Genomic DNA, 19,049 nt, shown 5'->3' with positions numbered 1-19,049 from the left:
CCTTGGCGGCTTCCGGCGCGGGCCGCGGCGGCAGCGGCATCTGCGACATGATCACCAGCACCTGGCGGTTGCGGTCGATGCCGCCCAGCGGCTGGCCGACCACGCGGCCGAAGGAGCCGGCGGCTTTTTCCACCTGGATCACGCGCGCCACCGCCAGGCCGGCCGGATACATGCCATCCAGGCCCGAGGTGACCAGCACGTCGCCGACCTGGATGTCGGCATCCTGGGCCACGAAGCGCAGGTCGAGCAGGCCGGACTGGCCGCGGCCGTAGGCGATGCTGCGCAGGCCGGAGCGCAGCACCTGCACCGGGATCGCCTGCTCCTTGTCGGTCAGCAGCGTGACTTCGGAAGTGAAGGGGAAGACGCGGGTGACCTGGCCGATCACGCCGGCATGGTCGACGATGGGCAGGCCCAGCACCACACCGGCGCGCGAGCCGCGGTCGAGCACGATGCGCCGCGTGGAAGGGTCGCGCGCGTCGTACAGCACTTCGCTCATCAGGGTCTTGACCGGCAGCTGTTCGCGCGCCTCCATCAGGCGGCGCAGATGGGCGTTTTCGGCCATCTGGAACTGCGCCTGCTGGAGCTGGCGCGCCTGCATCAGCTGCTGGTTCTTGAGTTCGCGCACTTCCTTCTGCAGCGAAGAGAGGGAAGAGAAATAGCCGCCCATGGAGCCCAGGGCGTCGCGCGGCATCAGGGCCGCCATCTGCACCGGATACAGCACGGTGGCGGCGACCTGGCGCACGCCGGCCAGCAGGTTCATGCGGGCGTCGACCACCAGCAGCACGAGCGAGATGAGCGCGAACACGATCACCTTGACACGCGCCGGGGCGCCTTGTTTGAAGAGCGGCGGAGGACTGTATTGCATGACGCTTAGTTAAGAAAATACGACCCGCGAATGTCAAGGCGGGCAGATGCGCGCGGTGTCGCCGCGCGCCCTGCCCGCCCTGGCCTGCTACCCCGACTTATTCGTACGAGAAGATCGAGCCCAGCTTGTCCATGCGCTCGAGGGCCATGCCCGAACCGCGCACCACGCAGGTCAGCGGATCTTCGGCCGCCAGCACCGGCAGGCCGGTCTCTTCCATCAGCAGGCGGTCGAGGTCGCGCAGCAGCGCGCCGCCGCCGGTCAGCATCATGCCCTTCTCGGCGATGTCGGCGCCCAGCTCGGGCGGGGCCTGCTCGAGCGCGTTCTTCACGGCCGACACGATCTGGTTCAGCGGGTCGGTCAGCGCTTCCAGGATCTCGTTGGACGAGATGGTGAAGGAGCGCGGGATGCCTTCGGACAGGTTGCGGCCCTTGACTTCCATTTCCTTGACTTCGGAACCCGGGAAGGCCGAACCGATGGCCTTCTTGATCGCCTCGGCGGTCTGTTCGCCGATCAGCATGCCGTAGTTGCGGCGGATGTAGTTGACGATCGCTTCGTCGAACTTGTCGCCGCCCACGCGCACCGAACCTTTATAGACCATGCCGCCCAGCGAGATGATGCCCACCTCGGTGGTGCCGCCGCCGATGTCGACCACCATCGAGCCGGTCGCGTCCGACACCGGCAGGCCGGCGCCGATCGCGGCCGCCATCGGCTCTTCGATCAGGTAGACCTGCGAGGCGCCGGCGCCGAGCGCCGATTCGCGGATCGCACGGCGCTCGACCTGGGTCGAACCGCAAGGCACGCAGATGATGATGCGCGGCGACGGGCGGAAGAACTTGGAGTCATGCACCATGCGGATGAACTGCTTGAGCATCTGCTCGGTGACCGTGAAGTCGGCGATCACGCCGTCCTTCATCGGGCGGATGGCCTCTATGTTGCCCGGCACCTTGCCCAGCATCTGCTTGGCTTCCTTGCCGACCGCCTGGATCGTCTTCTTGCCGTTCGGGCCGCCCTCCTGGCGGATCGCCACGACGGACGGTTCGTCCAGGACGATGCCCAGGCCGCGGACGTAGATCAGCGTGTTGGCGGTGCCGAGGTCAATCGCCAGGTCGTTCGAGAAGTAGCTGCGTAAAAAACCAAACATGTGTGTCCTGATGCGCAAGAGCTGCGCCTAAACATTGATCGGGGTGTCCTTGCCGCGCCTGCCACCCGGGCATCACGGTCTTGTCCTGCGCCGGCCGTGTGCGGTAAGCAGCTTTCGGCACGACAACGCATTAGCCCGCCATTCTACCTTATAATTTGACGTTTACATGCCGAATACAGGGGCTTTTACCCCCCAATTCGAGTGCGAGATCGGCGGTGTTTCCAAGCTTTTATCGGCTGTAGCGCGCCGTTGGCTGGTAACTTGCCAACATTCATTATTCGCTCAACCACATTTTGCGCGCGGCCCGCGCCGCGCCCGACATCATGTCCCTGACCCTTTCAGATGTAAAACGCATCGCCAACCTGGCCCAGCTCGATATGGACGAGGCCCATGCCGAGATCATGCTGGGTGAATTGAACGGCATTTTCGCGCTGGCCGAGCAGATGCAGGCGGTCGACACCAGCGGCGTGGCGCCGCTGGCACAGCCCCTGGCCGCCATCCTGGCCCTGCCGTTGCGCCTGCGCGACGATGTGGTGACCGAGGCCAACCGCCGCGAGGACTACCAGGCGCCGGCGCCGAAGGCCCAGGACGGCCTGTACCTGGTGCCGAAGGTCATCGAGTAATCCGCTTTCACGAATCGACACGCACATGCATACCAAGACCATCAAAGAGCTGTCGGCTGCCCTGCATTCGAAGCAGATCTCCAGCACCGAACTGGCGCGCCACTACCTGGCCCGCATCGAGGCCAGCGGCCACAACGCCTTCCTGCACGTGGATCCGGAGCTGACCCTGGCGCAAGCCGCCGCCGCCGACGAGCGCCTGGCGCAGGGCACGGCCGGCCCGCTGACCGGTGTGCCGATCGCGCACAAGGACATCTTCGTCACCCGCGGCTGGCGTACCACCGCCGGCTCGAAGATCCTCGAGGGCTATGCCAGCCCCTTCGACGCCACCGTGGTCGACCGCTTCAAGGCGGCCGGCATGGTCACCCTGGGCAAGGTCAACCTGGACGAATTCGCGATGGGTTCGGCCAACGAGAACTCGGCCTACGGCGCGGTGAAGAACCCCTGGGACCCGCTGGCCGTGCCGGGCGGTTCCTCGGGCGGCTCGGCCGCCGCGATCGCCGCGCGCCTGGCGCCGGCGGCCACCGCCACCGACACCGGCGGCTCGATCCGCCAGCCGGCCGCCTTCTGCGGCGTCACCGGCATCAAGCCGACCTATGGCCGCGTGTCGCGCTTCGGCATGATCGCCTTCGCGTCCTCGCTCGACCAGGGCGGCCCGATCGCCCAGACCGCCGAGGACTGCGCCCTGCTACTGAACGAGATGAGCGGCTTCGACGAGCGCGATTCGACCAGCTTGACCCCGGACCAGGGCAATATCGGCGAGGACTACACCCGCGACCTGAACAAGCCCCTGAACGGCTTGCGCATCGGCGTGCCGAAGGAATACTTCGGCGAAGGCCTGGCCGCCGACGTCGAGGGCGCGGTGCGCGCGGCGCTGGATGAATTCGTCAAGCTGGGCGCGAGCCTGGTCGAGATCTCGCTGCCGAAGACCGCGCTGTCGATCCCGACCTACTACATCATCGCCCCGGCCGAGGCTTCGTCGAACCTGTCGCGCTTCGACGGCGTGCGCTACGGCCACCGCGCGTCCGACTACAAGGACCTGCAAGACATGTACCGCAAAACCCGCGCCGAAGGTTTCGGCCGCGAGGTGCAGCGCCGCATCATGGTCGGCACCTACGTGCTGTGCCATGGCTACTACGACGCCTACTACGTGCAGGCGCAGAAGATCCGCCGCCTGATCGCGGACGACTTCCAGGCCGTGTTCCGCGACCAGTGCGACGTGATCATGGGCCCGGTGGCCCCGACCGTGGCCTGGGACCTGGGTTCGAAGGCGAACGATCCGGTGGCGAACTACCTGGCCGACATCTATACCCTGTCGACCAGCCTGGCCGGCTTGCCGGGCATGTCGGTGCCCTGCGGCTTCGGCGGCGAAGGCGGCAAGCGCCCGGTCGGCCTGCAAATCATCGGCAACTACTTCGGCGAAGCCAAGCTGCTGAACATCGCGCACCAGTACCAGCAGGCGACCGACTGGCACCAGCGCGCGCCGGAAGGCGTCTGAGGACAGGAAAGAGAGAACACTATGCAATGGGAAGTCGTCATCGGTCTTGAGAACCACGTGCAGCTCACGACCAACTCGAAAATCTTCAGCGGCAGCTCGATCAAGTTCGGCGCCGAGCCGAACACCCAGGCCAGCCCGGTCGACCTGGCGCTGCCGGGCGTGCTGCCGGTCCTGAACCGCGGCGCCGTCGAGCGCGCGATCCGCTTCGGCCTGGCCGTGGGCGCGAAGATCGCGCCGCACTCGGTCTTCGCGCGCAAGAACTACTTCTACCCCGACCTGCCGAAGGGCTACCAGATCAGCCAGTTCGAGGATCCGGTGGTCCAGGGCGGTACCGTCAGCTTCGCCTACGAGAAGGACGGCAAGCTGGAAACGAAGACCGTCAACCTGACCCGCGCCCACCTCGAGGAAGACGCGGGCAAGTCGCTGCACGAGGACTATGCCGGCATGAGCGGCATCGACCTGAATCGCGCCGGCACGCCGCTGCTCGAGATCGTGTCGGAACCGGAGATGCGCAGCGCCGCCGAGGCGGTGGCCTACGCCAAGGCCCTGCACTCGCTGGTGGTGTGGCTGGGCGTCTGCGACGGCAACATGCAGGAAGGCTCCTTCCGCTGCGACGTCAACGTCTCGGTGCGTCCGCTGGGCCAGAAGGAATTCGGCACCCGCTGCGAGATCAAGAACCTGAACTCCTTCCGCTTCATGGAAGAAGCGATCCACTACGAAGTGCGGCGCCAGATCGAACTGATCGAGGACGGCGGCAAGGTGATCCAGGCGACCCGCCTGTGGGACCCGGACCGCAAGGAAACCCGCTCGATGCGCACCAAGGAAGACGCGCAGGACTACCGCTACTTCCCCGACCCCGACCTGCCGCCGCTGGTGATCGGCCAGGACTGGATCGACCGCGTCAAGGACGACATGCCGGAGCTGCCGGGCGCGATGCGCGCGCGCTTCACCGGCGACTACGGCCTGCCGGAATACGACAGCCTGGTCCTGACCTCGTCGCAGGCGATGGCGACCTATTACGAGGCCGTGGTGGCCAAGGCCGGCAAGGAAAACGCCAAGGCGGCCGCCAACTGGCTGATGGGCGACGTATCCTCGACCCTGAACCGCGAAGGCGTGGAAATCACCCATTCGCCGGTGGAAGCCTCGCAGCTGGCGCTGCTCCTGAAGCGCATCGCGGACGGCACCATCTCGAACAAGGCCGCGAAGGAAGTGTTCGCCGCCATGTGGGAAGCGAAGAGCACCGACGAGCACCTGGCCGACATCGTGATCGAGCAAAAAGGACTGAAGCAGATTTCGGACACCGGCGCGCTGGAAGCGATCGTGGACGAGGTCCTGGCCGCCAACGCCAAGTCGGTCGAGCAGTACCGCGCCGGCAAGGAAGCGGCCATCAACGCCCTGATCGGCCAGGCCATGAAGGCCTCGAAGGGCAAGGCCAACCCGGCCCAGGTGACCGAGCTGCTGAAGAAGAAGCTGGCGGGCTGATTCGCCTCGGCGCCATGAAAAAACCGGAGCATGCTCCGGTTTTTTTTATCGCTCCGTAGCGTTGGCGGCTATGCCGCCGACCCTACTTCAAATGCCGTAGCGGGTTCGATAGGCCGCAACCGCATCCTTGAACTGCGCCAGCTGCGGATCGGCCGCCTGGCCCGACAAATAGCCGAACAGGTCGTCCAGGTTGGCGATCGAGATCACCGGGATGCCGAATTCGCGCGCCACTTCCTGCACTGCGGAGTTGTCCGACAGCGCGCCATCCTTGCCCGAGCGCTCCATGCGGTCCAGGGCGATCAGCACCGCGGCCGGTTCGGCGCCGGCGGCGCGGATCATGTCGACCGACTCGCGCACCGAGGTGCCGGCCGAGATGACGTCGTCGACGATCACCACCTTGCCCTGGAGCTTGGCGCCGACGATGGTGCCGCCCTCGCCATGGTCCTTGGCTTCCTTGCGGTTGTAGGCGTAGGAGGTGTTGCGGCCCTTGCCGGCCAGCGCCACCGCGGTGGCGCTGGCCAGGGTGATGCCCTTGTATGCTGGGCCGAACAGCATGTCGAATGCCACGCCCGAGTCGAGCAGGGTCTGGGCGTAGAACTGCGCCAGCTGGCCCAGGGTGGCGCCGTCATGGAACAGGCCGGCGTTGAAGAAGTACGGCGACTGGCGCCCCGCCTTCGTGGTGAACTCGCCGAAACGCAGCACTCCCGTCGAGACCGAAAAAGCGATAAACTCTTGGCGCAAATTGTTCACGGTAACTCCCTCTAGAAAAAGTGGCAGTATTTTAATCCGCTGGCCCGGCCAGCGCCATCGTCCGTCCTCCTGCCCCGTCAATCCGTCCTCCACATGCCACGAATTATCTCCGCAAACCTCAACGGTATCCGCTCCGCCCACAAGAAAGGTTTCTTCAACTGGCTCGCCAGCCAGGACGCCGACTTCGTCTGCGTCCAGGAACTCAAGGCCCAGGAAGCCGACATGACCGAGGACTTCCTGCGTCCGCACGGCTACCACGGCCACTTCCACTACGCCGAAAAGAAGGGTTACTCGGGCACCGGCGTCTACAGCCGCCTGGCCCCCGACAACAAGCGCATCGGCTTCGGCTGCGCCGAATTCGACGCCGAAGGCCGCTACACCCGCTGTGATTTCGGCAACCTGACCGTGATCTCGGTGTATTGCCCATCCGGCTCGTCCTCGCCGGAACGCCAGCTCGCCAAGTTCCGCTTCATGGAAGTCTTCCTGCCGCATTTGCAGGAACTGAAGGCGGAAGGCCGCGAAGTCGTGATCTGCGGCGACTGGAACATCGCGCACAAGGAAATCGACCTGAAGAACTGGAAGAGCAACCAGAAGAATTCCGGTTTCCTGCCGGAAGAACGCGCCTGGATGACCCGCATCTTCGACGAACTCGGCCTGGTGGACGTGCACCGCGTGGTGGCCCCGGAAGCCGCCGACTACACCTGGTGGAGCAACCGCGGCCAGGCCTGGGCCAAGAACGTGGGCTGGCGCATCGACTACCACGTCGCCACCCCGGGCATCGCGGCCAGCGCCAAGGCGGTCTCGATCTACAAGGACGAACGCTTCTCGGACCACGCGCCCCTGATCATCGACTACGCACTGTGATCCTGGCGGCGCGCCCGCGCCGCCCTCCCCTCCCCATGCTCATGGGAACCCCCCCATTCCGGGGGGATGTGTTGCCGTTTTGATGTAAAAACGCCCAAACTCGGCCACACTGCGCCTCGCCCCCCTGTTTTATTGATACTATCTGCTTGTCAATTTCCGGCGAGAATTTTCTGTTGCCCGGATACCAATGCTTTTTCAGCGCAGAGCCCAACGATGACCGACCATACCACCGATGCCTCCCCCTTCCCGACCACTGCGCGCACCGTCATGAGCGGCAGCATGAGCGGCGGCGGTGCGGCCATCGACACGGCGGCGGTACAGCTGCTGAGCTCCCATGCCAGCGTGGCGGGATCGGTCACCCAGATCGACCTGGAGTTCTCGACGGCGATGGCCAAGGGCGCCGGCTATGTCTACCTCACCGATGGCGCGGTCCAGACCGTCATCGACCGGGTCAGCGGCCTGCCCACCATCCGCATCGTCGGCGCCAACGACACCCGCAAGATCCTCGTCAGCGACCTGCAGGTGTCGGGCAACCATGTGATCGTCAAGGCCAGCGGCCTGGCCGAGGGCCATGCCTACAACGTGTTCATGAACGAAGGCGTCCTGCTCAGTTCCACCCTGCGCAGCTTCGCCGGTGTCACCGTGCCCGGCACGGTCGACTTCACCGTGGTCGACCATGGCGGTCCCTCGGTGCAGTCGATGAGCTTGTCCAACAGTACCCTGACCACCGGCGCCGGCGCCGAGCTGACCATCGTGTTCTCGGAACCGGTCTCCAGCCTGCCGGCGTACGCGCTGCAGGCCGCGAATGCCGGCATCGGTTCGCTGCGTCCGGTCGGCGACGGCACGATCTGGAAGGCGGCGCTGACCACCCCGGGCACGGTATCGTCGAGCGGCAACCAGGTCAGCCTCGACCTCGCCCAGGTGCGCGATGCCGCCGGCAACGCGGGCAGCGGCATTGTCCTGTCGGCCGCCTACCTGGTCGATGACGGCGCGCCGCCGACCGCCACCATCACGCTGCCGGACACCGAATTGCTCTCCGGCGAAGAGGTCGAGGTCACGATCACCTTCTCGGAAGCGGTCATCGGCCTGGACACCGATGCGTTCACCGCTCCACATGTGAGCCTGTCGAATCCGGTCACCAGCGACGGCGGCAAGACCTGGACCGTCAAGATGTCGCCAAACACGCCCCTGCTGTACGAAACCGACCTGCAGTTCCACGTCGACCTCTCCAAGGTGCTCGACCAGGCCGGCCATGCCGGTTCCGGCAGCGCCGTCTCGGCCAGCTACACGGTCGACACCCGCGTCATGGACGACCTCACCGGCCCCAGCGTCGAATCGATCAGCTTTGACAGCTATACGGTCGACCCCGCCCACGACATCGTCGCCACCATCGTGTTTTCGGAAGCGGTGCAGGCCGAAGGCCTGATGGATGCGCTCGACGCCGACGGCGCCAGCCTGTCCGACCTGGCAAGCAGCGACGGCGGCAAGACCTGGACCGTGAAGCTGTCCTCGCACGACCCGGACGCCGAACCCTTCATCGGCAGCTTCGATGTCGAGCTGTACCAGATCGCCGACCTGGCGGGCAATGCCGGCAGCGGCGCCGTCACCTCGCCCTCGTTCGCGGTCAACGCCGCCGCGTCCACGATGTTCGTCTACGATAACGGCGTGTTCGACAACGATGGCGTGATCGGCGACGCCCAGCGCTACATCACCGGCTTCTTCTTCGGCGAGTTCGCCGACACGTCCTCGTTCACGCTCACCATCGGCAGCGAAACCATCTACAACGGCGAAATCGACTTCTACGAATACGAAGGCGTGCTGTTCTGGTCCTATGGCGGCGAAGGCTACTGGGACGAAGGCGAATACGATGTGGTCGCCGCCATCACGACCACGGGTGGCAGCCCGCTGCAGACGGCCAGGCACGTGGTGGTCGACACCACCGCGCCGGCCATCGTCGAATCGCCCGCGTCCGGCGTCGCACCGCCGCCCTTCGACGTCGCCGACGGCCTGGTGGTGGTGTTCGACGAGGCCGTGTACTTCACCAACGGCGAACCCAGGGTCGAGCTCGAGATCGACCAGAACGGTGTGATCAGCTACGTGGACATTCCGCTCAGCGACGCCTACCTGTCCCTGGACCGCAAGACCCTCACCATCCCGGCCAACGACCATCACCTGCCGCCCGGCGCCTCGGTGACGATGTGGCTGCCCGGCCTGGAAGACCGCGCCGGCAACAACCTCAACAGCGGCAGCCTGAGCTTCGAGACCACGGGCGGCTTCATCGACACCGTGGCGCCGGTGGCGACGCGCGCCGATGCCGGCTGGCTGGAGGCGATGACGGTGGGCGACGAGGTCGAGTTCTCGGTCACCTTCAACGAACCCATTGAGCTGACCGGCGACTTCTCCTACTACGTCGACATGAACAACGGCGGACGCGCGGACTTCGTCAGCTTCGACGAGAACGGACGCGAAATCCACTTCCGCTATACCGTCGACGCCGACGACGCCGAGGTCGCCCAGCTGGGCGTCGCCGACCTGGACGGCCTGGTCGGCTATGTCAGGGACCTGGCCGGCAACGTCCTGGACAACGCCAGCATCGATTTCGCCGTGTTCGGCGACGGCTACGGCAACTTCATCGAAGTCGACAAGACCGCGCCCGGCGCGCTGCCCCAGCCCGCCCTGGCCGCGGAGAGCAATACCGGCGCCGCCAACGACAGCATCACCCGCATCAACGACCCGCTCATCACGGGTTCGGGCGCGGAACCGGACGCCCAGGTCCGCATCAAGATCGATGGCGTCGATAACGACGACACGGCGTATGTGGACGAGAACGGCGACTGGGAATGGCAGCCCTACACGGACCTGGCGGCGGGCGTGCACACGCTGAGCTTCTGGCAGCGGGACGCGGCCGGCCTGGAAGGCCCCGAGGTGTCGCTGACAGTGACCATCGAAGCCTTCGGCAAGCCGCAGCTCGATGCAGCCAGCGACAGCGGCGCATCCAGCAGCGACGGCATCACCAACGACGACACGCCGACCTACTCGGGCAGCGGCGCCGTCGGCGGCCGCACCATCAAGCTGCTCGCCAACGGCAGCGAAATCGGCGAAACGATCGCGCGCGCGGACGGCACCTGGGACATCACCGTGGCGAACGAGTCGGCCCTGGCGGACGGCACCTACACCATCACCGCCGCGGAGGTCGACGCCGGCAACGAACGCCAGACCGACATCTCGTCCGGCACGACCCTGGTGGTCGACACGGCGGCGCCGACCTCGGCCTCCGCCACGGCCGATGGACTCGGCCGCACTTATACGCTGTCCTTCAACGAGACCATCGTGTTCGCGGCCGGCGGCAACGTCGACATGTACCAGGACCTGTCCCTGAAGACCAGCTTCACCGCCGGCGGCGGCAACTGGAGCAAGCCGCAGGATAACGAGCTGCTGTTCTCGATGTCCGCCTTCAACGGCCTGTTCAATATGCAGCTGTCCAGCGACGCCATCCAGGATGTGGCGGGCAACGCCGCCATCATCGGGGCGCCCTTCCTCGAGTTCGACCTCTCGCTGTCGTCCTAGCCGGCGGCAGGCGGCCAGTCCAGCGCCAGCGCGCTGGCGAAGCTGCGCGTTTCCCCCGTCAAGGGGTCGGGGAAGCCGATCGAGCGCGCCAGCAGCTGCAGCGGCGCGCTGAAGTCGTCGCCCTTGCAGGGCAGCGCCACCGGATAAAAGGCGTCGTTCAGGATCGGCGCGCCCAGCGCCGCCAGGTGCAGGCGCAGCTGGTGCTTGCGCCCGGTGTGCGGATGCAGGCGGTAGCGCGCCACCTGGCCGCGCCGCTCCAGCAGTTCGATCAGGGTCTCGGAATTCGGCTCGCCTTCCACTTCCTCGCTGATGAAGAACTGGTCCAGGCCGTCCCGCATCCGGCTGCGGTAGGTGAAGGGAAAGTCGCGGCCCTCGATCACGCCCGCCAGGGCTTCGTAGGTCTTGCTCACCACCCGCTTCTGGAACATCGACTGGTAGGCGCCGCGCGTGTCCGGGTTGTGCGAGAAGATCACCACGCCCGCCGTCTCGCGGTCGAGGCGGTGGATCGGCACCAGGTGCGGCAGGTCGTGGGCGCGCTTGAGGCGCACCAGCAGCGTCTCCTTCAAGAAGCGCCCGGTGGGGATGGTCGGCAGGAAGTGCGGCTTGTCCGCCACCAGCAGGTGCTCGTCCATGAACAGCACCCTTTCCTGGAAGGGGATCGGGGTCTCGGGCTGATCGAGCTCGCGGTAGTACCAGATGCGCATGCCCTGGCGCACCGGGCTGTCGGCGCGCAGCGGCTCGCCCCTGGCGTCGACGATCTCGCCGCGCGCCAGGCGCGCGGCCCAGGAGCTCGAAGCCACGTCCGGATAGCGCTCGGACAGGAAGCGCAGCATGCCGCCGGCGCGGGTCTCGGTCAGCCACAGGTAGCTGGGCGCGACCCCGTCGCGCACCGGCAGGGGCACGTAGGCGTTGGCTTCGGCCTGGTGCCCCTTCCTTCCACTACCCATTACACCGTTTCCTTCAACGCAGCGCGACGTTGGTGCGGTAAGGCGGCAGCTTGTTGGCGCTGGTGCCCTTGGTGCGCGCGTACAGCGGCAGCAGCACGTTCATGTGCGACTCGATGTCGGCGATGCGGGTCTCGCCGCCCGGGTGGGTCGACAGGAGCTCGAGCGGGGTGCGCTTGCCCAGCGCCGCCATCTTGCGCCACAGGGCGATGCCGGCGCGCGGGTCGTAGCCGGCGCGCGAGGAGATGTCCAGGCCCACCAGGTCGGCCTCGCGTTCCTCGTCGCGCGAGAACTTCAGCACCAGCATCTGGCCGGCGTAGTTGGCCACCGTGCCGGTAATGTTGGGGTCGATCCCGAAGATGCCCGAGATCAAGGCGCCGCCGACGCGCGCCCCGATGCCGGTCAGGCTCGACTTGGCCATGCGCTCGCGCCCGTGTTCGCGCAGCGCATGCGCGATCTCGTGGCCCATGACGGCCGCGACCTCGTCGTCGGTCAGTTTCAGCGACGTCAGGATGCCGCTGAAGAAGCCGATCCGGCCGCCAGGCATGCAGAAGGCGTTCACCTGCTCGGACTGCACCAGGTTGACCTGCCACTGCCACTGGGCGGCGGACTGGTTCCAGCGCGGCGCGTGCGGGATGATGCGCTGGGCGATGGCGCGCAGGCGCTTGACCTCGGGGTGCGAGGCCGGCAGCAGCACGCCCTTCTGCTGGGCCTCGCTCATCATGGCGGTGTACTGCTGGGCCGCGGCCTGGTTCAGCTGCTCTTCCGGCACCAGCACGCGGGTGCGCGACAGCGGCTTGACCCGGATGCCGTCCTGGACTTCGGCCTGCGGCGCTTCCTGGGCCGCTACCGGCATCGCGCCGGCCATGCCCGCCAGGGACAGGCAGACGACAAGTTGCTTAAGTTTCTTCATGTTCATCTTCGACAGGCTGTTTTTGGCAGCACTATCCTCTCAGAAAGTAAACGGGATGGGCAACACGCTCAACGGTGCCATCTTCGCCCACGGACTGAGCACGGACAAGCCGCCACCGCACATAAAGTGTAAAGACCTGTTTCAGGAATGGCCGGTTACGACCGGTTTGACTTTTTTGCGCAAACGAAACACCGCGAGGCTGCCGCGCAGGTTGGGCAACAGCGTCACCGGCTGGCCCTCGGCCAGGGCCACGCATTCGAGCACTTCCAGCCCGCATTCCTCGGCCAGCTCCTTGAAGTCGTAGATCGTGGCGCAGCGCACGTTGGGGGTGTCGTACCACTGGTAAGGCAGCGCGCGCGAAACCGGCATGCGGCCCTTGAGCAGGGCCAGGCGGTGCGGCCAGTGGGCGAAGTTCGGGAAGGAAACGATGGCCTCGTGGCCGACCCGCACGATGTCGCGCAGCAGGGCTTCGACGTGCTGCATCATCTGCAGCGAGGACAGGCAGAGCACGGTGTCGAAGGCGTTGTCGCCGAACAGGCCCAGGCCCTGCTCCATGTCGTGCTGGATCACGTTGATGCCGCGTCTGGTGCTTTCCAGGACCTTGTCGTCGGCGATCTCGATGCCGTAGCCGGTGCAGCGCTTGTCCAGCTCCAGGTAGCGCAGCATGGCGCCGTCGCCGCAGCCGACGTCGAGCACGTGGGCGCCCGGGTTGACCCAATGGGCGATGAAGGCCAGGTCGGGACGCAGGGCGTTGAGTTCGTTGAAATTCATGCGCCCTCCCCGGCGAATTCCTGGGCGATGCGGTCGTAATAGGCGCGCACCACGTTCATGTAGCGAGGATCCTCCAGCAGGAAGGCGTCGTGGCCGTGCGGCGCGTCGATCTCGGCATAGCTGACCTTGCGCCGGTTCGACACCAGGGCCTCGACGATCTCGCGGCTGCGTTCGGGCGAGAAGCGCCAGTCGGTGCTGAACGAGGCCACCAGGAACTGGGCGCGCGTACCCTCGAGCGCCTTGGCCAGGTCGCCGCCGTGCTCGCGCGCCGGATCGAAGTAGTCGAGCGCCTTGGTGATGAGCAGGTAGGTGTTGGCGTCGAAGTATTCCGAGAACTTGTCGCCCTGGTAGCGCAGGTAGGACTCGATCTCGAAGTCGATGCCGAAGTCAAACTTGTACTCGTCGCTTTCCGCGGCGTTGCGCAGCTTGCGGCCGAACTTTTCCGCCATGTCGTCGTTCGACAGGTAGGTGATGTGGCCGACCATGCGCGCCACCTTGAGGCCATTCTTCGGCACCACGCCGTGCTCGTAGAAATCGCCGCCGCGGTAGTCCGGGTCGGTCAGGATGGCCTGGCGCGCCACGTCGTTGAAGGCGATGTTCTGGGCCGAGAGCTTGGGGGTGGAGGCGATCACGATGCAGTGGCGCAGGCGCTCGGGGAACTGGATGCTCCACGAGAGCGCCTGCATGCCGCCCAGCGAGCCGCCCATGACAGCGGCGAACTGCTGGATGCCGAGGCGGTCGGCCAGGCGCGCCTGGGCCGCCACCCAGTCTTCCACCGTCACCACCGGGAAGGCGGCGCCATAGGGCTTGCCGGTGGCCGGATTGGTGTGCATCGGACCGGTCGAGCCGAAGCAGGAGCCCAGGTTGTTGACGCCGATGACGAAGAAGCGGTTGGTGTCCAGCGGCTTGCCGGGACCGACCATGTTGTCCCACCAGCCGGCGCTCTTCGGGTTGTTGGCGTACATGCCGGCCACATGGTGCGAGGCGTTGAGTGCGTGGCAGACCAGGACCGCGTTCGATTTGTCGGCGTTCAAGGTGCCGTAGGTTTCGTACATCAGCGTGTAGTCGCCGAGCTGCGCGCCGCTTTGCAGGCGCAGCGGCTCAGGAAAATGCATCGCCTGCGGTGTGACTATTCCAAGAGATCCCATGTAGGTGTTTCGTGTGGTGTTTTTATGTGGCGCCCGTCGGCGTTCAGAGCGCCTGCAGCTGCTCGACCGCGGCCGCGATCTCGCTCGGTTCCATCATGCGCAGAATGCGCCGGGTGCGGCTGGTGATGGCGTTCAGGTCGCAGTTCAGGATTTCCTGCTTCACCGCCAGCAGCTGCGCCGGGTGCATCGAGAACTCGCGCAGTCCCATGCCCAGCAGCAGGCGGGTGAGCTTGACGTCGCCGGCCATCTCGCCGCACACCGCCACATCCAGGCCGGCCTTGTGGCCGGTGGCGATCGTGTTGGCGATCAGCTGCAGCACCGCCGGGTGCAGCGGATTGTACAGGTGCGCCACCTCGTAGTCGACGCGGTCGATCGCCAGGGTGTACTGGATCAGGTCATTGGTGCCGATCGAGAGGAAGTCCATGCGCTTGACGAACATCGGCAGCGCCAGCGCGGCGGCCGGGATCTCGATCATGGCGCCGACCTCGATCTTCTCGTCGAACTTGACGCTCTCTTCGCGCAGGCGCGCCTTGGCCTGCTCGAGCAGGTTCAGGGTCTGGTCGATCTCGAAGGCGTGCGCCAGCATCGGCACGAGGATTCTCACCGGGCCGAAGGCCGACGCCCTCAGGATCGCCCTCAGCTGGACCAGGAACATCTGCGGCTCGGCCAGGCAGTAGCGGATCGCGCGCAGGCCCAGGGCCGGGTTGAGCGCCGTGTGCTCGGTGGTGTCGAGCGGCTTGTCGGCGCCCACGTCCAGGGTGCGGATGGTCACCGGGCGGCCCTTCATCGCCAGCACGGCCTTGCGGTACTGCTCGAACTGCTCGTCCTCGTTGGGGATCTGCAGGCCTTGCGCGCCGCGTCCCATGAACAGGAATTCGGAGCGGAACAGGCCCACGCCGTTGGCGCCGGCCTCGAGCGCCGCCGGGCAGTCGTCCGGCAGCTCGATATTGGCCAGCAGGGTGATCGCGGTGCCGTCCTTGGTCACGGCCGGCGTCTTCTTGAGCTTGAGCAGGCGCTTGCGCGCCTTCATCAGGGCGTTCTGGCGCGCGCGGTACTGCTCCAGCACCAGCTGGCTCGGGTTGCAGATCACCACGCCGGCGTCGCCGTCGATGATCAGCCAGTCGTCCTGCTCGATCAGGCGCGAGGCCTGGCTCATGCCCACGGCCGCCGGGATGTCGAGCGAGCGCGCGACGATCGCGGTATGCGAGTTCTGGCCGCCGACATCGGTGACGAAGCCGATGAAGGAACGCGGTCCGCCGTCGCGGTCGCGGAAGGCCAGCATGTCGGCCGGCGAGATGTCGTGGGCCACCACGATCATCTGCGGCGGCGCCTGGTCTTCGCCGACGAACAGCGGCGGCACGCTCAGCGCGGTGCCCAGCAGGACCTTGAGCACGCGCTCGGCCACCTGCTGGATGTCGTGCTTGCGCTCGCGCAGGTACTCGTCCTCGATCTCATCGAACTGGCGCGACAGCTCGTCGATCTGGGTCACCAGCGCCCACTCGGCGTTGTAGTGGCGCGAGCGGATGATGTCGAGCGGCGCTTCCGAGATCATCGGGTCGGACAGGATCAGCACATGGACGTCGATGAAGGCGCCCAGCTCGGTGGGAGCGTCCTTCGGCAGGTCGGTCCACAGTTCCTGCAGGTCGCGGTGAACCTTGGCGATGGCGTCCTGCAGGCGGCGCACCTCGGCCTCGACCTGCTCTTCCGGCACCAGGTAGTGCTTGACGTCGAGCGCGGCCGGCGTGAGCTTGTGTGCGCGGCCGATCGAAATCCCGCGCGAGACCGGAATACCGTGGAGCGTGAACGATGCCATCGAGGGTCCCGTATGGCGGGCGAGCGCCGCTTCGCGCGGCATTACTCGCCTTCGCCGAACTTGTCGTTGATCAGGCCGGCGAGCGCGGTGACGCATTGCTGCTCGTCCGGGCCATCCGCTTCCAGCAGCACCTTGGCGCCCTTGCCCGCAGCCAGCATCATGACGCCCATGATCGACTTGGCGTTGATGCGGCGGCCGTTGCGGGTCAGCCAGACGTCGCTCTGGAACTTCGCGGCCAGCTGCGTGAATTTGGCGGAAGCGCGGGCATGCAGGCCCAGCTTGTTGATGATCTCAAGTTCCTGTTGAATCATATTCTCGTTGTCGTTGTCTGGTCTCGTTCTTCAGCTCGAACCTAAGTACTCGCCCGGTCAAGTACCCAGCCGGATGCGGTTATCGACCCGCACGGCGCCGTTCTGGGCGCCGGCCAGCGCCATCTCCACCACCACGTCGAGCGTGTCGCGGCGGTAGGTGATCGCGCGCAGCAGCATGGGCAGGCTGATGCCGGCGATGATTTCCACGTGGCCCGCATCGGCCAGCGAATTGCAGCAATTGGACGGCGTGCCGCCCTTGATGTCGGTGATCACCAGGACGCCGTCTCCCTCGTCCAGGCGCGCGATCGCCTCCTTGGCCAGGCAGTTGACCTCGCCCGGGTCCTGGTCGGCGGTCACGTCGATCGCCTCGAAGCGTTCGGTCGGCCCGCGAAACACGTGCGCGACCGCCGCGATGAATGCCTGGCCCAGCGGCGCGTGGGTCATGAGCAGGATGCCTACCATGTCAATGTTTCCTGGCCTGCTGCGCGCGCAGCTCGACCGCGTCGATGAACATCGCGGCCACGTCGAATCCGGTCTGGTCGGCGATCTCCTGGAAGCAGGTGGGGCTGGTGACATTCACCTCGGTCAGGAAATCGCCGATCACGTCTAATCCTACCAGCAAGAGCCCGCGCGCGGCCAGCACCGGCCCGAGGGTTTCGGCGATATGGCGGTCGCGTTCGGTCAGGGGCTGGGCCACGCCGACGCCGCCGGCCGCCAGGTTGCCGCGCACCTCGGTCCCCTGGGGGATGCGCGCCAGCGCGAAGGGCACCGGCTTGCCGTCGATGACCAGCACCCGCTTGTCGCCCTTGACGATGGCCGGGATGTACTTCTGGGCCATGATGGTGTGGCGGCCGTTGTCGGTCAGGGTCTCGATGATCGAGCCCAGGTTCATGGCGTCCTCGCGCACGCGGAAGATGCCGGCGCCGCCCATGCCGTCCAGCGGCTTGTAGATCACGTCGCCGTGCTTGGCGTGGAAGGCGCGCAGCTGCGCCAGGTTCGAGCTGACCAGGGTCGGCGAGGTGAATTCGCTGAACTGGCAGATCGACAGCTTCTCGTTGTGGTCGCGGATCGCCGACGGACGGTTGAACACGCGGGCCCCCTGGCGCTCGGCCAGCTCCAGCAGGTAGGTGCCATAGACGTACTCCATGTCGAAGGGCGGGTCCTTGCGCTCGATGACGGCGTCGAAGCTGGACAGCTGCACCGTCTCGGCCGGGTCGGCGCGGTACCAGTCCCGGGCGTCGCCGGTCAGGTGGATGCGCGCCACGTTCGCGATCACGACGCCTTCCTGGAGCGCCATGTCGCGCTGCTCGAAGGCGTAGACGGCATGCCCGCGCTTGTGCGCCTCGCGCATCATGGCGAAGGTCGAATCCTTGTAAATCTTGAATCCGGAAAGCGGATCGGCAAGAAAAGCGATTTTCATGGTGCATCCAATAGGGGCAATGCATCGATTTTAGCTGGAAACGCCAAAGCTCGCGGCTGCCGCCCCCGGCGGGCGGGATTTGCTGCCAAAATGCAATCCCCAACTTTGTGCGGGAACAAAGTCATGGCTGCGTCCCCGCAAGCCTGGGCCCGGTTCGGCTTGTCCGGATGCTTATTTGTTTGATATCGTTTGTGTTCGACCTTCCAGGCCATCCCATGACACCCGCCCAACGCCAGGCCGCCACCGAAACCCTGCTCCGCGAGCACGGCATCCCCGTCAATCCCCAGCTGCCCTGGATCGAGGACGAGAACGAGGTGCGGCTGCGCTCGGCCGACGCGCTGTGCCGGCGCCTGATGGCCCTGTGGGGCGTGGTCGGCACGGCGATGCTGCGCGAGAACGATTTTTTCGAGGACTATTTTTCGATCGGCGAGCGGCGCGCCTGGCTCTCGGGCGAAGAAGCGCGCTTCCTGTTCGATCCGGTCCCGCTCGACGCCGATTACCTCCGTTTTTCCTGGCGCGTGGAAGCCCTGTACTTCCTGGCCTGGTGCGGCGGCCTGGTCGACCGCATCGAGTTGCCGCGCAGCGAGGCGAGCGCGCGCGCCTTCCTGCACTTCTTCCCGGAAGACGAAGCCGATCCCGCCGCCCTGCGCGAGGCCTTGCGCGTACGGCCGGCGCGCGAGATCCTCGACTGGTCCGACCGCCTCTACCGCCTGCACTGGGCGGTGCGCGACGCGCGCCTGCACGGCCGTCCGACGCCCGGAGGCCTGGTGTCGGGCGCCGTCTTCGAGTGGCACTACGCGGTCAACTGGATGACCCGTTACGACGGCGAGGACGATTGGGACGAGGTCGGCACCGATACCTGAACCGTCCTGCGCTCGCTCGCTTGCCTCGATGGCAAGCCTCCCCGTACACTGATGCGAGGCGCCCGTCCGGACGCCCTTC

Annotated in this window: 17 protein-coding genes; 6 read left to right on the top strand and 11 right to left on the bottom strand. The window is 66.2% G+C overall.

Going from position 1 to position 19,049, the window contains the following annotated elements; translation table 11 throughout:
* On the bottom strand, positions 1-865 hold an 865-nt coding region (mreC, locus tag V7778_RS20245; protein WP_335558564.1), incomplete at its 3' end, for a rod shape-determining protein MreC.
* Between the two features lie 97 nt (positions 866-962).
* A complete protein-coding gene (locus V7778_RS20240; RefSeq protein ID WP_159696538.1) occupies positions 963-2,006 on the bottom strand; it encodes a rod shape-determining protein in 1,044 nt (347 codons plus the stop codon).
* A gap of 323 nt (positions 2,007-2,329) precedes the next feature.
* Between V7778_RS20240 and gatC the strand changes: the two genes are divergently transcribed.
* From gatC to gatB, 3 genes are read left to right on the top strand one after another with little or no spacing between them, the layout of a single operon-like run.
* Entirely contained in the window at positions 2,330-2,629 is a 300-nt protein-coding gene (gene gatC, locus V7778_RS20235; protein ID WP_335558560.1) for an Asp-tRNA(Asn)/Glu-tRNA(Gln) amidotransferase subunit GatC, read from the top strand.
* Positions 2,630-2,654: 25 nt separating this feature from the next.
* A complete protein-coding gene (gene gatA / locus V7778_RS20230) occupies positions 2,655-4,124 on the top strand; it encodes an Asp-tRNA(Asn)/Glu-tRNA(Gln) amidotransferase subunit GatA (protein WP_335558558.1) in 1,470 nt (489 codons plus the stop codon).
* 21 nt (positions 4,125-4,145) lie between these two features.
* Entirely contained in the window at positions 4,146-5,606 is a 1,461-nt protein-coding gene (gatB, locus tag V7778_RS20225) for an Asp-tRNA(Asn)/Glu-tRNA(Gln) amidotransferase subunit GatB (protein ID WP_335558556.1), read from the top strand.
* 87 nt (positions 5,607-5,693) lie between these two features.
* Here the strand turns inward: gatB and pyrE are convergent, their stop codons facing one another.
* A complete protein-coding gene (pyrE, locus tag V7778_RS20220; RefSeq protein ID WP_335558553.1) occupies positions 5,694-6,356 on the bottom strand; it encodes an orotate phosphoribosyltransferase in 663 nt (220 codons plus the stop codon).
* Between the two features lie 93 nt (positions 6,357-6,449).
* Between pyrE and V7778_RS20215 the strand changes: the two genes are divergently transcribed.
* Positions 6,450-7,220, top strand: coding sequence for an exodeoxyribonuclease III (locus V7778_RS20215; RefSeq protein ID WP_335558552.1), 771 nt, complete (start codon positions 6,450-6,452; stop codon positions 7,218-7,220).
* A 213-nt stretch (positions 7,221-7,433) separates the two neighbouring features.
* A complete protein-coding gene (locus V7778_RS20210; protein ID WP_335558550.1) occupies positions 7,434-10,787 on the top strand; it encodes an Ig-like domain-containing protein in 3,354 nt (1,117 codons plus the stop codon).
* Here V7778_RS20210 and V7778_RS20205 read toward each other — a convergent pair.
* The 8 genes from V7778_RS20205 to gshB form a co-directional block, all read right to left on the bottom strand.
* Complete coding sequence (locus V7778_RS20205; protein WP_335558548.1) at positions 10,784-11,734, bottom strand: pseudouridine synthase; 951 nt, start codon at positions 11,732-11,734, stop codon at positions 10,784-10,786. The two genes, V7778_RS20210 and V7778_RS20205, sit on opposite strands and share 4 nt — an antisense overlap.
* 13 nt (positions 11,735-11,747) lie before the next feature.
* Entirely contained in the window at positions 11,748-12,644 is an 897-nt protein-coding gene (locus V7778_RS20200; protein WP_335558544.1) for a M48 family metallopeptidase, read from the bottom strand.
* Positions 12,645-12,785: 141 nt separating this feature from the next.
* On the bottom strand, positions 12,786-13,415 hold the full coding sequence (metW, locus tag V7778_RS20195; RefSeq protein WP_335558543.1) for a methionine biosynthesis protein MetW: 630 nt from the start codon (positions 13,413-13,415) through the stop codon (positions 12,786-12,788).
* On the bottom strand, positions 13,412-14,563 hold the full coding sequence (metX, locus tag V7778_RS20190) for a homoserine O-succinyltransferase MetX (protein WP_335558541.1): 1,152 nt from the start codon (positions 14,561-14,563) through the stop codon (positions 13,412-13,414). Before metX ends, metW begins: the two co-directional genes overlap by 4 nt.
* A 43-nt stretch (positions 14,564-14,606) precedes the next feature.
* Entirely contained in the window at positions 14,607-16,376 is a 1,770-nt protein-coding gene (gene ptsP / locus V7778_RS20185; protein ID WP_335558566.1) for a phosphoenolpyruvate--protein phosphotransferase, read from the bottom strand.
* Between the two features lie 41 nt (positions 16,377-16,417).
* A complete protein-coding gene (locus tag V7778_RS20180; RefSeq protein ID WP_211521435.1) occupies positions 16,418-16,687 on the bottom strand; it encodes an HPr family phosphocarrier protein in 270 nt (89 codons plus the stop codon).
* A 57-nt stretch (positions 16,688-16,744) separates the two neighbouring features.
* Positions 16,745-17,149: a PTS sugar transporter subunit IIA gene (locus tag V7778_RS20175; protein WP_335558537.1), complete on the bottom strand. Its 405-nt coding sequence runs from the start codon at positions 17,147-17,149 to the stop codon at positions 16,745-16,747.
* 1 nt (position 17,150) lies between these two features.
* On the bottom strand, positions 17,151-18,107 hold the full coding sequence (gene gshB, locus V7778_RS20170; RefSeq protein WP_335558536.1) for a glutathione synthase: 957 nt from the start codon (positions 18,105-18,107) through the stop codon (positions 17,151-17,153).
* Positions 18,108-18,322: 215 nt separating this feature from the next.
* Here gshB and V7778_RS20165 point away from each other — a divergent pair, with 215 nt between their 5' ends.
* Entirely contained in the window at positions 18,323-18,970 is a 648-nt protein-coding gene (locus V7778_RS20165) for a DUF4272 domain-containing protein (RefSeq protein WP_335558534.1), read from the top strand.
* The last annotated feature ends 79 nt before the right edge of the window (positions 18,971-19,049 follow it).

The organism is Massilia sp. DD77 (assembly GCF_036961685.1).
In the GTDB taxonomy this organism is placed as follows: domain Bacteria; phylum Pseudomonadota; class Gammaproteobacteria; order Burkholderiales; family Burkholderiaceae_D; genus Telluria.
This window is presented reverse-complemented; position numbering and strand designations above follow the sequence as displayed.